Source organism: Huintestinicola sp., assembly GCF_050874005.1.
GTDB lineage: Bacteria > Bacillota > Clostridia > Oscillospirales > Ruminococcaceae > Huintestinicola.
On sequence record NZ_JBNMJV010000015.1, the window covers coordinates 21,973 to 41,618 of the forward strand.

Consider the following 19,646-nt stretch of genomic DNA (forward strand, 5'->3'; position numbering starts at 1 on the left):
CTACATTGTAACCAATTCAACTTTTTGTGTAACTAATTTGTAATTTTACGGATTGTATAATCACATTACAAACAGTATAAACAATATTATAGTATACAATTGGTAATACAATTTGATAAAAATATCCCTCGGAACAAAATGCTCCGAGGGATAAAAAAGTATCTGATATATTACCCCATCTCATTCAAAAGCTCGTTCTTCTTGTCCCAAAGCTTCTTAGACAGGTCAACATAATACTCGTGGGGATTTTCAAAGCGCTTTACCTCGTCCCAGAGGGTGTCAAGCTGAGCAGCGCAGAAGCTTCTTATCTCGGTGGCGGTGGGGGAGGTATAGACGCAATTGCCCTTGTCGAATATCTTCACGTGAAGCTTCTTTGCGGTGAAATCCGTAAGGGTCTTTTTCTTGTAGGGGTGGTCGGGGTCAAAAATGGTGATAGGTTTGCTGTCGTCTATCTCCTCGCCGTAGCAGGTGATAAGGTCTGCCATAGCTTTGCCTGTGGACTTGTCGTAAAATCTCCACAGCTCCTTGAAATCGGGAGTGGTTATCTTAGCCACATTCTCCGAAAGCTTTATCTTCGGGATAAGCTCCCCGTCCTTTTCGGCAGCTGTAAGCTTATAAACACCGCCGAAAACAGGCTCGCTCCGTGATGTGATGAGCCTCTCCCCAACGCCGAAGCTGTCGATCTTAGCGCCCTGCGCCAGAATATCCTGAATAATGTATTCGTCAAGAGAGTTGGAAATGCATATCTTAGCCTCAGGGAAGCCTGCTTCGTCCAGCATTTTCCTTGCCTTTTTCGTAAGATATGTGATATCGCCGCTGTCAATGCGAATTCCCGCAGGCTTGTGACCCGCCGCTTTAAGCTCCTTGAATACCGTTATGGCATTGGGAATACCCGATTTAAGCACATTGTAGGTATCCACAAGAAGAGTGCAGGAGTCGGGGTAGCACTTGGCATACGCTCTGAACGCCTCAAGCTCCGAATCAAACATCTGCACCCAGCTGTGAGCCATAGTACCGAGAGCGGGAGTGCCCATCTCCTTGTCGGAAATGGTGCAGGCAGTTCCGCAGCAGCCGCCGATATAAGCCGCTCTTGCGCCGTAAACCGCACCGTCAAAGCCCTGAGCTCGCCTTGAGCCGAATTCCATAACGAGTCTGCCGTCCGCAGCCTTCACTATCCTTGCCGCCTTTGTGGCAATAAGGCTCTGATGATTTATGCATAAAAGCAGCATAGTTTCCACAAGCTGAGCCTGAATTGCAGGACCCTTTACTATTATAAGCGGCTCATTGGGAAAGACAGGCGTACCCTCGGGAACAGCCCATATATCGCAGGTGAATTTAAAATTCTTCAGATATCCGAGAAATTTTTCGGAAAAGATCTTCTTTTCCCTGAGAAATTCAATATCATCTTCGGAAAAGCGGAGATTTTTAATGTAGTCAATAGCCTGCTCCAGACCGCACATCACCGCAAAGCCGCCATTGTCGGGGACTTTCCTGAAATAGAGGTCAAAACAGCAGATGTTGTCACCAATGCCGTTCTCAAGGTAGCCGTTTCCCATAGTAAGCTCGTAAAAATCGGTAAGGAGCGTAAGATTTCTTTCGTTCATTTTATATGTTCCTTTCAAAGTTATTCAGTCTCATAAACTGTCTCCGGGCGCCATATAACGCCTACTGACGAATTTTCGCACCCGAGAGATTTTTTATCAGCTTCTGCCACAGCAGCATAGTAACAGCAGTCGTCCGTACCTTCTCCCTCATATTTAAGAGTCACATTCAGATAAATATTTCCATAGCCTGTGTAAATTTTCGGGTCGTCTATCTTAACGGAGCCTGAGGAAGCATTTCCGTCCCCGAAAACCACCGCATTGTCCTTGAAATACTCTTCGGAATAGGAGGACAGCCGCCCGATAAGCTTTGATTTTTTGCTGACACCCTCTTTTTTCAGCATAGAGATAAGCTCGTTCAGCTCTGCTTTTGACGTAATGAGCATTGCCCGTCCGCCGCTCGGAGATGAATGTCCTCGGAATTTGTAAATATCCCCGTCTGACGTTTTCACCTCGGTAAGCTCATCAAAGGCAGCTTCGTCATATTTGTGCGCCTCGTTATATGCATTTTCCTCTGCAATAATTTCCTTGTATTCGTCTCGGCTCTCCATATACATACGGGAAAACCGCATCAGCCCCGCAAGGCTTCTTACTTCCTCACTCCGTGAATAATAATCATAGCTGAAAATATAGGAGTCGCCGGAAACAGAGCCTGCGCACTCGTTACACGAATACCACTGCACCGAATAGCAGGGCATATCTGTGGGCGGTTCAAATTCTATGCCCGCCGCTTCAATAACAGCCGCAGGCTCAAAACTTTCCGCACCGCTTGACTTGAATGTATCATATATTATCTGCATATCCATTGCGGATATTTTTATGTCCTTCTCGGTATCAACGCCGTCAATATAAGCATCTCTGCAAAGCTTTCCGTCCTTTGTGGAGAAGTAATATTCGATTGATTCACCGCCGCCGAAATGAAATGAATAACCAAAATCCGCAGGACGCTTTGCCGATTTAGACAGCTTTCCGTTCCAGGCTCCGTTTTCATCAAGATAATAGGTACCCAAAGGAGTTTTGGCAGTTTTGAGAGCTTTCAGACCGTCATTATCGGGGTCAAAGTAATACCATTTGCCGCCCTGCTTGTACCAGCCTGTCCACTTGATACCGTCCTTGTAGCAGTATGTGCCCTTTTTAGTCTTGGCAAAGCCTGTGTAGGGGGATATTTCACCGTCCTTTACCTTCACCATTCTGTCACCCGAACTGTAAAGCCCGTCTTTTTCGGCATTTGCCTCAACAGCCCCCCTTGTAAATGTAAGGCTGTCATATACGGGATATTCCTTTGCAAATGCGGCAGGAGCGGACATTGATATCACAGCGCAGGCGAGAATTACTGATATTGCTTTATTCATTGGTATTCCTCCATTTTTATGTCTTTATATATAGTAAAACAATCAACGGGGGCAAAATATGTCACAATAATTGTAAATTTTACCGATACTTCTCGGGAACATCTATCCCGTTATCAATAAGCTCCCTCACATATTCCTTATCCGCAAGCCGATTTTCAGATTCCTCAAGGAATTTCTGATTTTCTTTGTCCGCAATGCCCGACTTTATTCTTATAAGCATAACGGCGCACATTATCAGACCTATTAAACAAATAACGGACGTTCCTGCCATTTTTATCGAATAGCTGCCCCTTGTAGTTATTGTGAATATCACCCACCCGAGAGTGATTACAAAACCCGCACCGAAAATAGCAGCACCCTTTGCATATACAGAGGGGTCTGTTGATTTTCTGTCAAAGCCTGTAAGAGCAGGCTCGGTATATCTGCTGTCAACATATTTCTTTCCGCAGCTTTTGCACACCCGTATGGGACTGCCGTACATATGCGCATTGCAGCTTTCCCTGTTCATTTTACCGCAGTGGGGGCAGTTCATTTCCGAATATCCCATAACATCACCTCTTATTCCTCAATACCGCTCACAAAAGTGATACCGCTGTCCTTTAAAAGCTTGTAAGCCGCAAGATTTGCAAAATCGCTGCTGTGGAAAGGCGCGTCATAGGTCTCCACGCAGGAAATGGGAACGATTATCTTAACAAGCTTGTCCTGTGCGGTGAAATAAGTTTTCAGGGCAAGACAGAACTGCAAAACACAAATATCGGTGCAGTCGCCCGTAACGATAAAGGTGCATATCTCGGGGTGACACTCGATAAGGTCCTTGAATTTCTGCTCATTGAAACCGTTTGTGGAGTTTTTGGGAATGAGGATATATCCACCCTGCTCCTTTAATTCGTCCACGATCTCCGACTCACGTGTATCATTTACGCAATGTGGGGGAAATGAGGCAAATTCGGCTGCATTTTCCTCGTGGCAGTCGGCAAATGCAGCTGTGAGGATACCTTTCTCATTGCACATTTTCAGAAGCTCTGCATTTGGGGAAATAATGTCTCCCACCCTCTCCGAAGCCATTGCCCCCTCGTTTATAAATCCGTTGATGATATCAACGAACACAGCCATTGTGCTGCCGCTGTCAAGCGATGACAGGCTCACAGGCTCAAGAGTCTCGATTTCCTTTATCATACCCTCTGCCTCTGCGGTGATACGTTCCATAGGCTTTTCCGTGAATTTCATAATAATACTCCCTTTCTATACTATTTGTATATTTTTATAATAATATTACAATATCACAATTTGTATTTTATTTGTAATTATTACATTAAGTATTATACTATAAGTATATATAATTAAGTAAATTACTTTAAGGAATTAACCAAATTTGCAAAAACGGAGCGAAGAAACATCTCCGCTCCGCATAATACTATTTCTTTGCGCCGAAAATCCCGCCAAGCATACCCTTGACATTATCCGCCGATATTTTAGCCTTAACGCCGTCAATAATGGGATTTAACACATCATCGGGCAGGTCTGTGCCTGTGATCTTCTCAACAGCCTTAACAGGGTCTGCCTGAAATTCCTTCAGAAAATCGGGGTCAGCCTTGACCTTTGTGACGATCTCTTCGATCTTAGCCTTGATATCCATAGTAAAAGTCTCCTTTTATACTAATCTTTAATCGTTCTGTAGACAAAGACGGCAGATAGAACACAGCCAATCTAGGAAAGCGACTGCAGCAAGGCTTGCCGCCTTGCAAAGGAGCTTGACGACGAGTGGCTGGGTTATAGCTGTCGTATTTGTCCATAGGTTGATTAAAGATTAGTATTAGTCATGAACAGAATAGTTGGGAGCTTCCTTAGTGATATAGATGTCGTGGGGGTGGGACTCCTTGAGACCTGCACCTGTAATTCTTACGAATTTAGCCTTTTCGTGAAGGTCTGCAATAGTGGGACAGCCGCAGTAGCCCATACCGGAACGGATACCGCCAACCAGCTGGAAGATAGTGTCGGAAACCATTCCCTTGTAAGGAACACGTCCCTCAACGCCCTCGGGAACCAGCTTCTTTGCGCCCTCCTGGAAATATCTGTCCTTGGAGCCGCAAGCCATTGCGCCCAGAGAGCCCATTCCGCGGTAAACCTTGAAGCTTCTGCCCTGATAAATCTCAGTCTCGCCGGGAGCCTCGTCACAGCCTGCTAGGAGCGAACCCAGCATTACGCAGCTTGCGCCTGCTGCAAGAGCCTTGACGATATCGCCGGAATACTTGATTCCGCCGTCGGCGATAACGGGAATGTCATACTTTGCGGCAACGCAGGCAGCGTCATAAACCGCTGTGATCTGAGGAACGCCGATACCTGCAACAACTCGTGTGGTGCAGATAGAGCCGGGTCCGATACCAACCTTAACGCAGTCAGCGCCTGCCTTGATAAGGTCCTCGGCAGCCTCGGCGGTGGCAATGTTTCCTGCAATGATGACCGCATTGGGGAAAGCTGTCTTTATCTTGTCGAGACAGGTCATAATGTTCTTGGAGTGACCGTGAGCGGAGTCGAGAACGAGAACGTCAGCCTGAGCGTCAAGGAGAGCCTTTGCTCTTTCAAGAACGTCTCCCGTAATGCCGATAGCAGCGCCGCAGAGAAGTCTGCCGCTCTTGTCTCTTGCGGAATTGGGGTACTGAACAGCCTTTTCAATATCCTTGATAGTGATAAGACCCTTTAAAGTTCCGTCGTCGTCAACGATGGGGAGCTTTTCGATCTTGTGGTTCATAAGAATGTTCTGAGCCGCCTCAAGGTCTGTGCCTACAGGAGCGGTTATCAGATTTTCCTTGGTCATAACCTCGCTGATAGGTGTGTCGTAATCTCTGAGGAAGCGGAGATCTCTGTTTGTAAGGATACCCACAAGCTTGCCCTTGTTATCAACGATAGGCACGCCGGATATCTTGTACTTGCCCATAAGCTTGTCTGCCTCGGAAACAAGCTTGTCGGCTGTGAGGGAGAAAGGATTGACAATAACGCCGTTTTCGGAGCGCTTTACCTTGTCCACCTCGTCAGCCTGCTGCTCGATGGACATATTCTTGTGGATAATGCCGATACCGCCTTCACGTGCTATCGCTATAGCCATTTTAGCCTCTGTAACGGTGTCCATAGCGGAAGTCACGATAGGAGTGTTAAGGTAAATATCCTTCGCAAGCCTTGTTTTAAGGTTGATCATATTGGGTGTGACGTCAGACTTTCCGGGAATAAGCAGAACGTCGTCAAAGGTAAGACCCTCTTTTCCGAACTTGCTTGACATATCAGTATCCAGCATTATAAATCTCCTCCAAATCTTTATATTTTATCATTCATATAGGTATTTTTTATATTTTACTACAAACCGTCTCCGATTTCAAGTGGGAATATGAAATTTGCAGTTAGAATATGTAATGTTCATAAAAGATTTTTTTGTGCACTTTGACTCTTATCAGTTTTTCTCCTTGAGGATATCTCTGATCTCGGTAAGGAGAAGCTCCTCGGCGGTAGGCTCAGGCTCAGCGGGAGGCTCGGGCTCCTTTTCCTCCTCTTTCTTTTTGCCTACGGACATTATCTTGTTAACAGCCTTTACCATAGTAAAGAGGATAACAGCCATAATAAGGAAGTTGAGAACTGCGGAAATAAACGAACCGTAATCAAAAGCAACGCCGTTTATTGTGAACTGACCGCCCACAAGGATAAGGTTTCCTGCCTCGTCCCTCTCACAGCCGCCCGTAACCAGTGCGATGAGGGGATTGATAAAGCTGCTTGTAAGTGATGAAACGATGTTCTGGAATGCTGCACCGATGATAACGCCCACAGCCAGATTCATAACGTTTCCCTTTGCGATAAATTCCTTAAATTCTGCTATCAGACCTTTTTTCTCTGCCATTTTAAGTTACCTCCAAAAGAATTTAAATATATATAAATTTATTATACTATATAATTATGTCTTTTTATTGAAATATGTGTAATAAATCGTCAGATAACGGAAAGTCTTATTATTTTTACCCTGTAAATTGATATATCCTATGTAATTTGTAGTGTAAACATTATGTAAAATGTAGACTTTCGCAAACGTTTATATTTTAATATAGTATGTATCATTTATATCAGATTAACTTACCTATTTTTGCTAAATGCCTGTTAAGGCGTTAATATTTTTTATAAATTTAAATAAATACTTGTTAATTTTATAATATCCACAGCAAATCATAAAAATCCGGTAAATTCCCGAAATATCTGAATATATCAGGGATATACTATCAGATTATTATTCTTCCCCAAAGGGTAAAATCATAAACAGTCAATATACTATTTCCTGTTTAAACACACTTTCAGGAAAATGCAAATATTAATAAATTCTTGAATATGTCGAAAAGTTCTATGCAAAATGTGTTGACATATCGTGAAATAAATGTTATTATAGTCGCATAAAGCATATGCTTGTCAGAGGAAAAGATAAAGCGGAGAATAACAGAGAGAAAGAATATAACATCAGGAAATTGAAAAATTTATCTTTTTTTAAGCAGGAGGCTAAAATTTATGTCAACATTATATTCTAACGAACAGGGCTTCGGAGCGCTGCCCTGGGGCGGACATATCCCCGAAAGAACAGACAGTATGGAACCTGTTGTCACCGAAATAATCCAGCGTATCGGCATTCCCGCTAATATAAAGGGCTACAGATATCTCAGAAACGCCGTAATGCTTGCGGTGGAGGATATGACTATCCTTGACAGCATAACAAAGGAGCTTTACCCCGCTGTGGCACGCACCAACGGCACCACCCCCACCAGAGTTGAAAGAGCCATCAGGCACGCAATTTCCTCGGCGTGGGACAGGGGAGACGGCGACGTGGCATATATCGAGGACAAGCTTCACTGCAAAATAGATTTTCACGGCTCCAAGCCCACAAATTCCGAGCTTATTGCCCTTATCAGCGACTGCTTGAGACTGAATGTGTGCAGGCATCAGAGCTGATGAACATTACAAAAACGGTGCTTCCGCTGTAATGGCGGAAGCACCGTTTGCGTTTATCAGGAAACTCTCTTTTTAAGCTCGTCAAGCTCAATGACTCTGCTCAGTCTGTTGATAAGGATAGTGCTTGTAACAGGCTTTGTGATAAAGTCCATAGCTCCCTCTTTAAAGCACCTTTCCTCAAGGGACTTGTCCGGATCGGCAGTCAGGAATACCACGGGAACATCGCTTTGCTCCCTTATCCGCTTCATCAGCTCAAAGCCGTCCATTCCGGGCATATAAATATCCAGCACCGCAAGGTCGGGAACGGTATCTGCAAGTATATTCAGAGCCTCTTCGCCCGAAAGTACGGCAGTGACCTGAAACTTTGCCTCAAGAGTCCTCTTTGCAATGGCAAGGCAGGAAGGATCGTCATCCACCACAAGTATTTTTGATACCCGTTCCTCCTTTGTTTCCTCCCCTCCGATAATATCGTCGGGATCGTCAAGAACAGCCTTTATCTTTCCGAGAATTTCATCATACTGCTCATATACCCTTTGGTGATTTGCTTCAATATATCCGATATCTCCCGATCTCTGTGCCATTTCAAGGCTCTTAGCCTCACCCGAAAGCTCCGCCGCACCAATGGTAAGGGAGGTGCTTTTTATTGAATGAACGGTAATGCGGTAGTTGTCAAGATCCTTTTCCTCAAAGAATTTCTTCATATCCTCAAGACGGGAATTTTCAAGATAGGTCCGGAGCATTGATACATAAAATTCCTCGTCCTCGCAGCAGTATGTCATACCCGCTGCCGTATCAAGAAACTGCCCCAGCCGCTCCATAACCGTCCGTTTGCGGCGTGGAGCGGTTCTCTCCTCCGCAGGAGCAGGGATATCGGCAGGCATTTCCTTTATCATCTCTTCGGGAAGATACTTTCTGAGCGTACCGTACAGCATTCTTCCAGTAACAGGCTTTGCAAGATAATCGTCAAAGCCCTCGGAAAGATACATTTCCCTTGCCCCCGCAACGGTATTTGCGGTAAGCACGATAACAGGCGCATCGCCGCAAAGTCCTCTGTCCCTTATTACTCTTAGAGTTTCGATACCGTCCATCTCAGGCATCATATGGTCGAGGAAAATAATGCTGTAGCGGTTTTTCTCAAGGCTTTCTATGGCTTCTCTGCCGCCGCTCACAGCGTCAATAACAGCTCCCGAGTCTCTCAGAAGCCCCTTGAAAAGCTCCCTGTTCATATCGTTGTCGTCAACGGTAAGTATCCTTGCCTCGGGAATGTAAAACTTGTAGCTGTCATCACCGTTTATGTCACCCGAGCCGAGAGGGGATATCTTTCCCGCAGGAATACTGCTTATCACCTTCTGACGAAGCTCAAAGGACACGACAGTACCCTTTTCATACTCGCTCTCGATGGATATTTTTCCGTCCATAAGTGACAGAAGCTTTTTGACGATGGAAAGACCCAGTCCCACGCCCTGAATATTCTGATTTCGCTTTTTGTCAAGACGGGTAAAGCTTTCAGATAAAAGCGCAAGGTCCTCTTTCTTAATTCCCACGCCGCTGTCGCTGACCCTTGCGGAAAGTATGCCCGTATCGCCGTCATTGTCGGGCTTCCAGCTTATGGATATCTCCACATATCCGCTGTAGGTGTACTTCACCGCATTGGAGATTATATTGTTGAATATCTGAATGACTCTCGTAATATCGCCCGACAGCTCCGAAGGGATATTTTCATCAATATCCGTTCTCAGCTCAATACCGCTCTTGTCCGTGCCGTATTCCGCATATGCAAGCACATCTCTCAGCATAGAACGGGTGGAATAAGGGCTGTCTGTTATTTGCAGCCTGCCGTTTTCTATCTCGGTGTAGTCAAGAATATTGCTGATTATGGATAACAGGTTCATTCCTGCGGTCTGAACATTGTCGGTGCATTTTTTTATCCCGGGGTCATCTGTCTGCTGCATTATCATCTCGTTAAAGCCGAGAATAGAGTTGATAGGCGTTCTCAGCTCGTGGGACATTGCGGAAAGGAAATCTGTCTTTGCCTGATTTGCCGCCTGTGCAAGACCCATAGCCTCCTCAGCCTCGTCTCTTGTACGGGCAAGCTCGTCCATAGTTTTGGTGAGCTGCTGATAATCGGGAGTCTCCATTGAGAACATCAGCATCATAAAGCCTAATGAAATTGTAAACAGGGATAAAAGCACATCGGGAACAAAGAACTGAATAATAGGACCTAAAAGCGTAGCAATGCTGTAAAGTATTATAGATATCCTCTGATTTTTACTGAACTTCTTTGCTTCGCTGAGCAGCACCCCCGTAGTGGCAATGATGAAAAATATGGACACAATATAAAACGAGTAATACAGTACACCGTGAACATATTCTCCCTCGGGAGTAAAGCTGAACACGCAGCCTGTGAACAGGTTTATTACAAAGATGATATTTGCAATAATGTTGACCCATCGGCAAAACTCAAAGAATATCCCCTTAGGCTCTCGTTTGCACACTCCGACCATACAGTAGATAAGGAAATGATATTCAAGCACAAGCACCGAAACGAAATATACGTGGTTCAGTATGGTATTGAGCCATACGGGAATATGAGCCGCATAGCTTATGGTAATGGCGGTGACAACATCAAGAGTTACAGCTACGAGCAGATATACCGCCAGTTTCTGAAACAGCTTGTTCTGCTTTGATTTTGTGCTGTACTGAAGACGTATGTACATATTAAGGATAAGCAGGTAGCAGATAGCCGCCGCTTCAAAATAAACATTATAAAGCATTGCTTACCGCTCCCTCCTCTTTGCCCAGATACTGCGAGATCCTGTCTGTCAGCTTTTCGCAGCTTTCCGCAAAGCTTTTGTGATGTTTCTTAACATAGGAAATATCGTCGTTTTTAAGTGCATTTTTGACTGCGGCAGATCTTGCTGCAAGCTCCTCGGCGCCGATACTGAGGGCTGTGCCCATAATGCTGTGGATACAAACGCTGTAGTTTTCCCAGTCCTCTGCTGAGTAATATCTGTTCAGCCTTTCGGTGATGCCGCTGTTGACAAAGCCTCTCAGCACCTCTTTATAAAATGAAACATCGCCGCAGCAGAAGGATATCCCTGCTTTGGTATCAAGAAATACGGGCAGATCGTCAGCTTCGTTTTGTACCCTTTCTCCGCCGCCCTTGGAAAAGGTGCTCACCTTTTGTGCAGGGAGAAATTTAATAAGCATATCCTCAAGGTCGCAGCCCTTCACAGGCTTGGAAAGATAATCCGCAAAGCCCATAGCTATGTAGCTTTCCCTTGCTCCTGCAATGGCGTTTGCGGTAAGAGCGATAACAGGTGTTTCCTTGTTCGGGCTGTTATCCGTTTCTCTCAGCCGTTTCAGAGTTTCAACTCCGTCCATCTCGGGCATAAGGTGATCCATAAAAATAATATCGTATTTTTCCTTTGCCGCAAGAGACAGACATTCCTCTCCGCTGTATGCTGCGTCAGAACGGATAAGTGTCTTTTTTATAAGTCCCTGCATTACCTCCACATTCATTTTAACATCGTCCACCACGAGAATTTTTGCCTCGGGAGCGTGGAAGCGCTCACGGTATTTCTTGTCGGGGCAATCGTTTTTATGGGGGTCAAAGGCTCCTATAACGCCATTACCCGAAACCTTCTGAGGAATACGTACGGTAAAAACGCTGCCCTTGCCGTACTCGCTCTCCACCAGAACAGTACCGTCCATAAGCTCCGCCAGCCTCTTTGTAATGGCAAGCCCCAGCCCCGTTCCCTCAATGTTTCGTGTCTGAGAGGTATTTATTCTTCTGAATGAGTCAAAAAGCTTAGCCTTGTCCTCGTCGCTTATGCCCATACCCGTATCCTTAACGGAGATAATGAGCATTATCCTGTCCTGTTCAAGTCTTTCAAATGAAAGGGACAGAGACACAGAACCTTTAGGAGTATATTTCACGCCGTTTGTAAGGAGATTTGTGATTATCTGCCTTATGCGGAATTCATCTCCCACAAGATCTTTCGGAGTATTTTCATCTGCGTCAAAGAAAAATCGAAGCTGCTTTTCCTCCGCTCTCATAAAAACAAGGTTGTAGCAGTCTCTGAGAAGCAGGGAAAGGTCATATTCCGCAGGGATAATCTCCATTTTACCCGACTCTATCTTTGAAAAATCCAGAATGTCATTTATAATGGTAAGCAGCGAATTTCCTGCGCTGCGGATATTCATAGCGTAAGCGGTAATGTCCTTGTCTGTGCTTTCTCTGATTATCATCTCGTCCATTCCGAGAACAGCATTGATAGGCGTTCTTATCTCGTGGGACATATGAGCAAGAAATCTGCTCTTTGCGTTATTAGCATTCTGAGCTTCTTCCATAGCCTTGATAAGCTCATCGTCCTTGCGGAGCATAATTTCCCTCTGATTTTCGTAAACGTCTGCCTGATATCTGAACATAACACCGATTATCACCGCAAAAAACACAAAAGCAATTATCATATCCGAAGAAGCGGCAATAGTATTTCCGGGACATACCATAAGCCGGGGGAAGCACTTTTCAAATATCATACAGGCTGCGCCGGAAATAATACTGAGAATGAACATAACTGCCGAGCTTACGCCTTTTAAAGCAATAAGAGGGGTGATAAGACCAAGTATGTACCAAAGCTGTACCCCGTCCTTTGTTCCGCCGTTGGTGATAAAAAAAACGGGAAGAAGCACAAGAGTACCTATAGTAGTGAGCAGCATTGCCGCAAGACGTATATTGCCCTTTACAGCGGAAATCCACAGGTTCAGACCCGCAAAAAGCACAATGAGCAGGGAGGTATAATTCCCTATAGATCCGGGATCTGCCGCAAAGGATATGACAACCGATATGCCGCCCATAACAAAAGTGACAGCAAGCATAATATTCAGAAGCTTATGCTGTATATCAAATTCGTCCTTGAGCAGTACTTCCTTTATTTTTTTCATCAAAGGCATTTTCACAATGCTTCCCCCTGTTTATTCGTCTATATCAACAAAAACTATCGGTCAAATAAGCTTATTTTTTATTATATCATATATTCTGTACAAATTCAATATATTTTAAATATTTTGACCTTTAGAAAATCGGACAGAAAAAATCGGGGGCTGAAAAACAGCCCCCTCAGCAATTTATGATATGTATAGTTTACCAGGTACGGGAATTAAGCTTCTTGAACTCGCCCACAGTAGAAACGTGAGCATTCAGACCGCCGTCAACGGTAACGACCTGACCCGTGAAGTATTCGCTCTCATCGGACGCCAGATAAAGGCACATATTTGCAATATCCGCAGGAGCGCCGTAACGGTTCACCATAATGTTATTGAGGAAAACATCTTTAAGAGCCTGAGGAACATAAGCCTCGTTCTCGGGAGTAACGATAAGACCGGGGCGAACGCAGTTGCAGCGGATATTGTCCTTGCCGTACTGAAGAGCAGTAGACTTTGTGAGCATATCAACTCCTGCCTTTGCGCAGGCATATGCAGTAGAGCCAAGGTCGCCGCCGCAGGAAGCCATAGAGCCGATATTTATGATAGAACCGCCCTTGTTTTCCTTCATATAAGGAAGAGCGCACTTGATAGCATAGAAAGTTCCACGAATATCGCTCTGGAAAATGTTATCCCACATTTCAAGAGTAAGCTCGTCCACACGACCGTCCTTCAAGCCTACATTTGCAGCGTTATTTACCAGTATGTCGATCTTGCCGTATTTCTTGACGGTATCGGCAAGCAGAGCGTCAATGCTGTCGGTAACGGTAATGTCCATAAAATGATAGGAAGCCTCGCCGCCCTCTGCAGTAATGCTGTCAACTACGGCCTGACCCTTTGCCTCACGCCGTCCGCAGATTACCACCTTTGCGCCCTCTGCCGCAAAAAGCTTTGCGATACCAACGCCAATTCCGCTTGTAGAGCCGGTAACAATAGCAACCTTGCCTTTTAATCTGTCCATTTTTACTCCTCCTTATGATTTAAAAAAAATTTATCCGTCTCCCTATTCCGAAGATAATTCCGATTGTTATATATAACCAAAACTGTCCCTTCATAGGTATTAAACTATAGTTATTATAACATACCATTTTGATTATTGCAATAGCTTTTCAAAATTTTTAAAACTATTCTATCCGAAATCATACTTCTCCCGCAGAAAGCATTATCATAGCCGTCACCGCAATAGGGCAGGTCTCACAGCGTAAAATGCGCTTGCCGAGCCAGATGGGAACAGCGCCCTTTTCGCAGCACATATCCGCCTCCGACCTGTCAAATCCCCCTTCAGCGCCTATCATAACGCCGCAGGTCTTTTTGCCCGAAAAATCAATGTCCGAAAGCCGCTCCCCGCCGTTTTCGTAGCATAAAAGGGATATGTCATTTCCGCAAAGCTCATTTACCGCCTCGTCAAAGCTTAAAATGCCGCATATCTCGGGAATATTTCCTCTGCCCGACTGCTTTGCCGCTTCCTCGGCAACCTTTCTCCACCTTGCAAGCTTTTTCTCCGCCGATTTTTCATCGGGACGGGAAACGCACCTTTTTGAGATAAAGAAAACTATCCTCGCCGCACCCAGCTCGGTGCATTTCTGAATAATAAGCTCGGGCTTGTCCTGCTTGGGGAGAGCCTGATAAATTGTGAGCCGCAGGTCCGGCTCGGAAGAAGAAGGAGCTTTTTCCACTACCCTGCAAAAAACCTCGTCCGATGTCATTTTCTCGATGACCGACACAAAATCCGTTCCCTCTCTGCAAAATGTAATGCTGTCGCCCGTTTTCATTCTTAGGGACCTACCGATGTGAACAGCGTCGCCACCCCTCACCGTAATAATATCGCCGCAAAGAGCGGTCTCGTCAATAAAAAATCTTGGCATATATGACCTCTTTAAAAATTCACCCATTTTCAAAAACAGGCATAATATAACTATGACAGCCTGTTATAAAACAGTCTGTACATTTCATAACACAGGGAAGCAATGGTTTGAAAATCAGAGATTTTCAAACCTGCGAGTTTTGTTTCTTTGTCGGCAGACAAAGAAACAAAACTCTCTGAAAGGAATGATTATACTTATGAATAATATATCTTCATTGTCCTCGCTGTCCGAGGGCAGTACCGCCGTTGTAACGGAGATGAACAGTACGGGAGATATGCGCCGCCGTCTGATGGATATGGGACTTATCGAGGGAACGAGAGTGATATGTCTCCACCGAAGCCCCGCAGGAGACCCCATAGCCTACCTTATCAGAGGAGCAGTAATAGCCCTCCGCAAGGAAGATACGGGAAAAATACTGGTGAGAACGGACTGCTGAAAAATATCTCCAAATATTCTTGATAACTTTCAACATTCCAAAGCAGGAATGTTGAAAGTTATTGTTTTTCTCAGGTTTTTTTTCTGTGAAGCCTTTCCCTCACGCTTGCCCTCAGCTTTTCAAGAGCCTCGCCGTTTTCCGCAGATCTAAGACTTGGAAAAGCATTTATAAGCCTGATAACACGCCTGTCCTCCTTATCGGAAAAGGCTATCAGAGCGTCATATCTGCTTCTGAGCTTATCTTCAAGCTCGTCCATTCTCTCCTTGGCTTCTTCTTTTATCCTTTCAGCCTCTTCGGAAGCCTCCTCGGTCGCCATATAAAATTCCGCAGCCTTTTCAGCCCCTGCGTCCGCCGCTTCAAGAGCCTTGTCCGCAAATTTCTTTCCAAGCTTCTGGGAATGATCGTACATTTTAGCGGATATCTCGGATATCTCTTTAAGCCTGAGATTGAGCCTGTACACCGCCGAAACGGAATTAACGCAGTCAATCACAATAAGCACAGCCATTACTATTATAACAACAACGCCTATCATACGTGGAATGATACCGATAATTCCCTCTATCCACGGCTCTGCACAGTATTCCACGATAAGGCAGCCAAGACCCCATTCAATGCTGACTTTAAGGCAGATATATCCCTTGAAATTGAAATGCTCGTCGGAATAATCCCACCACATATTGTGGAAAATAAGCTTCATCAGCACCCCCACCGCCAGCTCAAAAGCGGTGCATATAAGCGAGGACAGAATAAATACCACAATAGGAAGATCCATAAACCGCCCTAAAATGATAGTGATAATGAGCACACCCACCCCGTAAATGGGACAAATGGGCATACTGAGAAACCCCCTGTTTGAATACTCGCCCATTTTCAGAGCGTGAGCGCAAACCTCAATAGCCCAGCCGATAAAAGACCATATAAGAAACAACAGGCACATCTCATAAAGGCTGAACCCGAAAAAGCTTATTTTCTCAAAAAACAAATCTATCACCTATATATACACCTATACAGCAAGCAGGCGGAAAAACCGCCTGCCTATTTAAAAATTATTCTTCCGTATCTTCTCCTGCGTCCTCGTCCTCATCGTCAGGCTCTTCGTCAATGATCACCTCGCTCTGCTCCTCTGCAGCAGCCTCGGCAAGCTCTTTCTGAAGTTCCTCTTCGGAAGGCTGTTCTATCTTTTCCGTCTCAGCACTGTCATCGTGCTCGGCTCTTGTGAAGGAAACAACTCTGTCCTCGCCGCTTACTCTCATAAGCTTAACGCCCGTAGCATATCTGCCCATAATGCGAATATCGCAGGCTCTTATCCTTATGATAACGCCGTCTGTAGCGATCATAATGATGTCGTCGTCCTCGTCAACTATCTTGATGCCGCATACATAGCCCTTTTCCTCGGAGGTCTTGTAATTGAGCATACCATAACCGCCTCTGTGCTGGATACGGTAATCCTCAAGCTTAACACGTCTGCCGAGACCCTTGTCGGTAACGGTAAGAACCGAAGCACCCTCTCTTACCCTCGCCATAGAAACAACATAGTCGCCCTCTCTGAGCTTGATAGCCTTAACGCCGTGAGCAGTTCTGCTCATAGGTCTCATCTGAGTTTCCTCAATGCGTATAGCAAAGCCGTTTCTTGTGGCAACGATCACCTGAGCATTGCCGTCGGTGAGCCTTACGCCTGCAATTTCATCGCCCTCGTCAAGACCAACAGCCCTCAGACCATTTTTGCGGACATTCTTGTAGGAGGAAAGGGGAGTCCTCTTTATTTTGCCGTTTTTGGTGACCATAATAATGAATTTGCCCTCATCATAATCGGAGGTCTTTATCATAGCCGCAATTTTCTCGTCCTCTGCAAGAGGGAGCATATTGATAACATTAACTCCTCTCGACTGCTTGGAACCCTCGGCAATTTCAAAGCAGCGAAGCTTGTACATAATTCCCTTGTTGGAAATAAACAGCACATCATCGTGGGAAGAAGCGATAAACATTTCCTGAACGAAGTCCTCGTCCCTCTGCTTGATAGCGCTGACACCCTTGCCGCCACGCTTCTGTATCTTATACTCGCTTACAGGCTGGCGCTTGATATAACCGATATCCGTAAGAGTAACAACGCAGTCCTCAACTGGGATAAGGTCCTCCACATCAACTTCGCCGCTGATATTTTCTATATCGGTCCTTCTTTCGTCGCCGTACTTCTTCTTAATTTCCTCAAGCTCGTCGGAAATAATAGCAAGCACCTTTTCATTGTCTCCGAGAATTTCGGTAAGCTCTTTTATCTTAGCGTGAAGCTCGGCAAGCTCGTCCTCTATCTTCTTGCGCTCCATATTGGAGAGCTGATACATTCTCATCTGAGCGATAGCCTCAGCCTGCACATCGGAAAGAGCAAATCTTTCCATAAGTCTCGACTTTATCTCGCCGATATTTTCGGAGGTGCGGCATATTTTGATCACCTCGTCAATATTGTCCGCCGCAATGACCATACCTTCTAAGATATGCGCCCTTGCCTTAGCCTTGTCAAGGTCGAACTGAGTTCTTCTGCGGATAACTTCCACCTGGAAATCAAGATACTCTGTCAGCATCTGCTTGAGTGTCAGCACCTTAGGCTCACCCTTTACAAGAGCAAGCATAATAATGCCCACCGTATCCTGAAGCTGAGTGAACTGGAACAGGTGATTGAGAACTACCTGAGGAATGGCATCTTTTTTCAGCTCTATAACGATCCTTACAGCATTGTCCTTGTCCGACTCGTCACGAACATTGAAAATGCCGTCAATTCTCTTATCCTTGGCAAGCTCGGCAATTCTTTCAATAAGGGTCTTTTTGTTGACCATATAAGGTATCTCGTCAACAATAATGCAGTTTCGTCCCTTAATTTCTTCAATTCTCGTTCTGCCTCGGAGAGTTACCTTTCCACGACCCGTAGCATAAGCTGCCCTTATACCCGCACGACCCATAATAATTCCGCCCGTAGGGAAATCGGGACCCTTGATATGCTCCATAAGCTCGTCAAGAGTGCAGTCGGGATTTTTGATAAGTGTCTGAACAGCACCGATTGTTTCGGTAAGGTTGTGAGGAGGGATATTTGTAGCCATACCTACAGCAATACCCACCGAACCGTTAACAAGGAGATTTGGAAAACGTGAGGGAAGAACAACAGGCTCTTTAAGTCTGTCGTCGTAGTTAGGCATAAAGTCAATGGTGTCCTTGTTAATGTCCGTAAGCATTTCCAGGGACATTTTCTCCATTCTTGCCTCTGTGTATCGGTAAGCAGCAGGGGGGTCGCCGTCAAGTGAGCCGAAGTTTCCGTGACCGTCCACAAGGGGATATCTCATAGAGAAATCCTGAGCAAGTCTTACCATAGCGTCATAAACGGAAGCATCGCCGTGAGGGTGATACCTACCCAGAACGGTACCTACCGTATCGGCACACTTACGGTACTCCTTGTCGGGAGTAAGCCCGTTTTCGTACATAGTGTAAAGGATACGCCTGTGAACGGGCTTGAGACCGTCTCTTACATCGGGCAGGGCACGGGAAACAATGACCGACATAGAGTAGGCAAGGAAAGACTCTCTCATTTCCTTTTCGATATCCCTGTTAATAAACCTGTTATTATTCAAACTGAAAACTTCATCTGACAAATTCAACAACTCCTTTTACGGATAAAAAGCTTTTTTACGGGTCATACGCTCTTGTATCTCACACCCATAATATTAGAAAGCCTGTTTTTTATCTCAATTACCTCATAGGGCTTAAAAGCCGACTTAGGTATTACGAACACGTTTAATTTCTTGATGTACACAACGAAAAGCTCAGAACTTTCAACAAGTTCAACAGCGGCATTGTCGAGATGTATGATAGTAGCGGAAGGAAGCTCGCTTTCGGGGTCATTTTCCTCTCCGGAATTCTCATTTTCCGCCGCCTCTGCCTCTTTCTCAGCCTCTTCTGAAATATACGGGTCGTATAAAGTAGAAATTTTTATCTTATCCGTATAAATTTCAGCTTCATATACCGTGCCCTCCAGCTCCCCGAGGCTGTCCTCAAGCTTTCTGAAAGTATTTTTGGGACGGATAAGAAAATATCCGCCGAGAACAACGCACATCACAATGAGCATATATGAGAAGGAAACGTCCTCGCCCTCTGCCGCTGTAAAAATGGTGAGTATCTGAGAAACAAGTCCCAGAACCACGATAAACATCTGAATGCCCACGCTTTTGTAGACGTATTTTTTCTGAAAAAGCTTAAAGCCCTTGAGAATATCTTCTTTAGAGCTTTTGTATTCGCCCTTGGCAAGAAGTTCTTCAAAGGAGCTTCTGCCGTCGTCGTAAATATCATCGTCTAAAACAGACAATACTTATCATTCCTTTTTATTATAAAATAAATGGTTGTAACCTTATTGAAAGTAACCTATAGTAAGTCCGCTGAACCGTTAATAAAT

The 19,646-nt window shown here is 45.0% G+C and carries 16 protein-coding genes; 2 read left to right on the top strand and 14 right to left on the bottom strand.

Going from position 1 to position 19,646, the window contains the following annotated elements:
• Positions 1 to 170: 170 nt before the first annotated feature.
• The 7 genes from ACR0QN_RS06855 to mscL form a co-directional block, all read right to left on the bottom strand.
• Positions 171 to 1,604 carry a nicotinate phosphoribosyltransferase gene (locus ACR0QN_RS06855; protein ID WP_432650455.1) on the bottom strand — a complete coding sequence of 478 codons (1,434 nt, stop codon included), beginning with the start codon at positions 1,602 to 1,604 and terminating at the stop codon, positions 171 to 173.
• Positions 1,605 to 1,624: 20 nt separating this feature from the next.
• On the bottom strand, positions 1,625 to 2,953 hold the full coding sequence (locus ACR0QN_RS06860) for a hypothetical protein (protein ID WP_432650456.1): 1,329 nt from the start codon (positions 2,951 to 2,953) through the stop codon (positions 1,625 to 1,627).
• A 79-nt stretch (positions 2,954 to 3,032) separates the two neighbouring features.
• Positions 3,033 to 3,500 (bottom strand): hypothetical protein, encoded by a 468-nt coding sequence (locus ACR0QN_RS06865; protein ID WP_432650457.1) that lies wholly within the window; start codon positions 3,498 to 3,500, stop codon positions 3,033 to 3,035.
• 11 nt (positions 3,501 to 3,511) lie between these two features.
• Positions 3,512 to 4,180 carry a cysteine hydrolase family protein gene (locus tag ACR0QN_RS06870; protein WP_432650458.1) on the bottom strand — a complete coding sequence of 223 codons (669 nt, stop codon included), beginning with the start codon at positions 4,178 to 4,180 and terminating at the stop codon, positions 3,512 to 3,514.
• A 187-nt stretch (positions 4,181 to 4,367) separates the two neighbouring features.
• Positions 4,368 to 4,589, bottom strand: coding sequence for a hypothetical protein (locus ACR0QN_RS06875; RefSeq protein ID WP_432650459.1), 222 nt, complete (start codon positions 4,587 to 4,589; stop codon positions 4,368 to 4,370).
• A gap of 177 nt (positions 4,590 to 4,766) precedes the next feature.
• The gene (guaB, locus tag ACR0QN_RS06880) at positions 4,767 to 6,242 is read right to left on the bottom strand and encodes an IMP dehydrogenase (protein WP_432650460.1); all 1,476 of its coding nucleotides are present in this window, start codon (positions 6,240 to 6,242) and stop codon (positions 4,767 to 4,769) included.
• Between the two features lie 153 nt (positions 6,243 to 6,395).
• The gene (gene mscL / locus ACR0QN_RS06885; RefSeq protein WP_432650461.1) at positions 6,396 to 6,836 is read right to left on the bottom strand and encodes a large conductance mechanosensitive channel protein MscL; all 441 of its coding nucleotides are present in this window, start codon (positions 6,834 to 6,836) and stop codon (positions 6,396 to 6,398) included.
• 653 nt (positions 6,837 to 7,489) lie between these two features.
• Between mscL and ACR0QN_RS06890 the strand changes: the two genes are divergently transcribed.
• Entirely contained in the window at positions 7,490 to 7,927 is a 438-nt protein-coding gene (locus tag ACR0QN_RS06890) for a sporulation initiation factor Spo0A C-terminal domain-containing protein (RefSeq protein ID WP_432650462.1), read from the top strand.
• A gap of 56 nt (positions 7,928 to 7,983) precedes the next feature.
• Here the strand turns inward: ACR0QN_RS06890 and ACR0QN_RS06895 are convergent, their stop codons facing one another.
• From ACR0QN_RS06895 to ACR0QN_RS06910, 4 genes are all read right to left on the bottom strand, one after another.
• Positions 7,984 to 10,701 carry a response regulator gene (locus ACR0QN_RS06895; protein WP_432650463.1) on the bottom strand — a complete coding sequence of 906 codons (2,718 nt, stop codon included), beginning with the start codon at positions 10,699 to 10,701 and terminating at the stop codon, positions 7,984 to 7,986.
• Positions 10,691 to 12,874, bottom strand: coding sequence for an ATP-binding protein (locus ACR0QN_RS06900; protein ID WP_432650464.1), 2,184 nt, complete (start codon positions 12,872 to 12,874; stop codon positions 10,691 to 10,693). The genes ACR0QN_RS06895 and ACR0QN_RS06900 overlap by 11 nt, the downstream gene beginning before the upstream one ends.
• A gap of 199 nt (positions 12,875 to 13,073) precedes the next feature.
• Complete coding sequence (locus tag ACR0QN_RS06905; RefSeq protein WP_432650465.1) at positions 13,074 to 13,874, bottom strand: SDR family NAD(P)-dependent oxidoreductase; 801 nt, start codon at positions 13,872 to 13,874, stop codon at positions 13,074 to 13,076.
• Between the two features lie 178 nt (positions 13,875 to 14,052).
• Positions 14,053 to 14,778, bottom strand: a complete 726-nt coding sequence (locus ACR0QN_RS06910) for an RsmE family RNA methyltransferase (protein WP_432650466.1) — start codon at positions 14,776 to 14,778, stop codon at positions 14,053 to 14,055.
• A gap of 196 nt (positions 14,779 to 14,974) precedes the next feature.
• Between ACR0QN_RS06910 and ACR0QN_RS06915 the strand changes: the two genes are divergently transcribed.
• Positions 14,975 to 15,214: a FeoA family protein gene (locus ACR0QN_RS06915; RefSeq protein WP_432650467.1), complete on the top strand. Its 240-nt coding sequence runs from the start codon at positions 14,975 to 14,977 to the stop codon at positions 15,212 to 15,214.
• A gap of 70 nt (positions 15,215 to 15,284) precedes the next feature.
• On the opposite strand, the gene ACR0QN_RS06920 is transcribed toward ACR0QN_RS06915, so the two are convergent.
• Genes ACR0QN_RS06920 through ACR0QN_RS06930 form a run of 3 tightly spaced genes read right to left on the bottom strand, consistent with a single transcriptional unit; the run spans position 15,285 to position 19,559 of the window.
• Positions 15,285 to 16,205: a putative ABC transporter permease gene (locus ACR0QN_RS06920; RefSeq protein ID WP_432650468.1), complete on the bottom strand. Its 921-nt coding sequence runs from the start codon at positions 16,203 to 16,205 to the stop codon at positions 15,285 to 15,287.
• Positions 16,206 to 16,260: 55 nt separating this feature from the next.
• Positions 16,261 to 18,855, bottom strand: a complete 2,595-nt coding sequence (gyrA, locus tag ACR0QN_RS06925) for a DNA gyrase subunit A (protein WP_432650469.1) — start codon at positions 18,853 to 18,855, stop codon at positions 16,261 to 16,263.
• Between the two features lie 35 nt (positions 18,856 to 18,890).
• Positions 18,891 to 19,559, bottom strand: a complete 669-nt coding sequence (locus tag ACR0QN_RS06930) for a hypothetical protein (protein ID WP_432650470.1) — start codon at positions 19,557 to 19,559, stop codon at positions 18,891 to 18,893.
• Positions 19,560 to 19,646 lie beyond the last annotated feature (87 nt).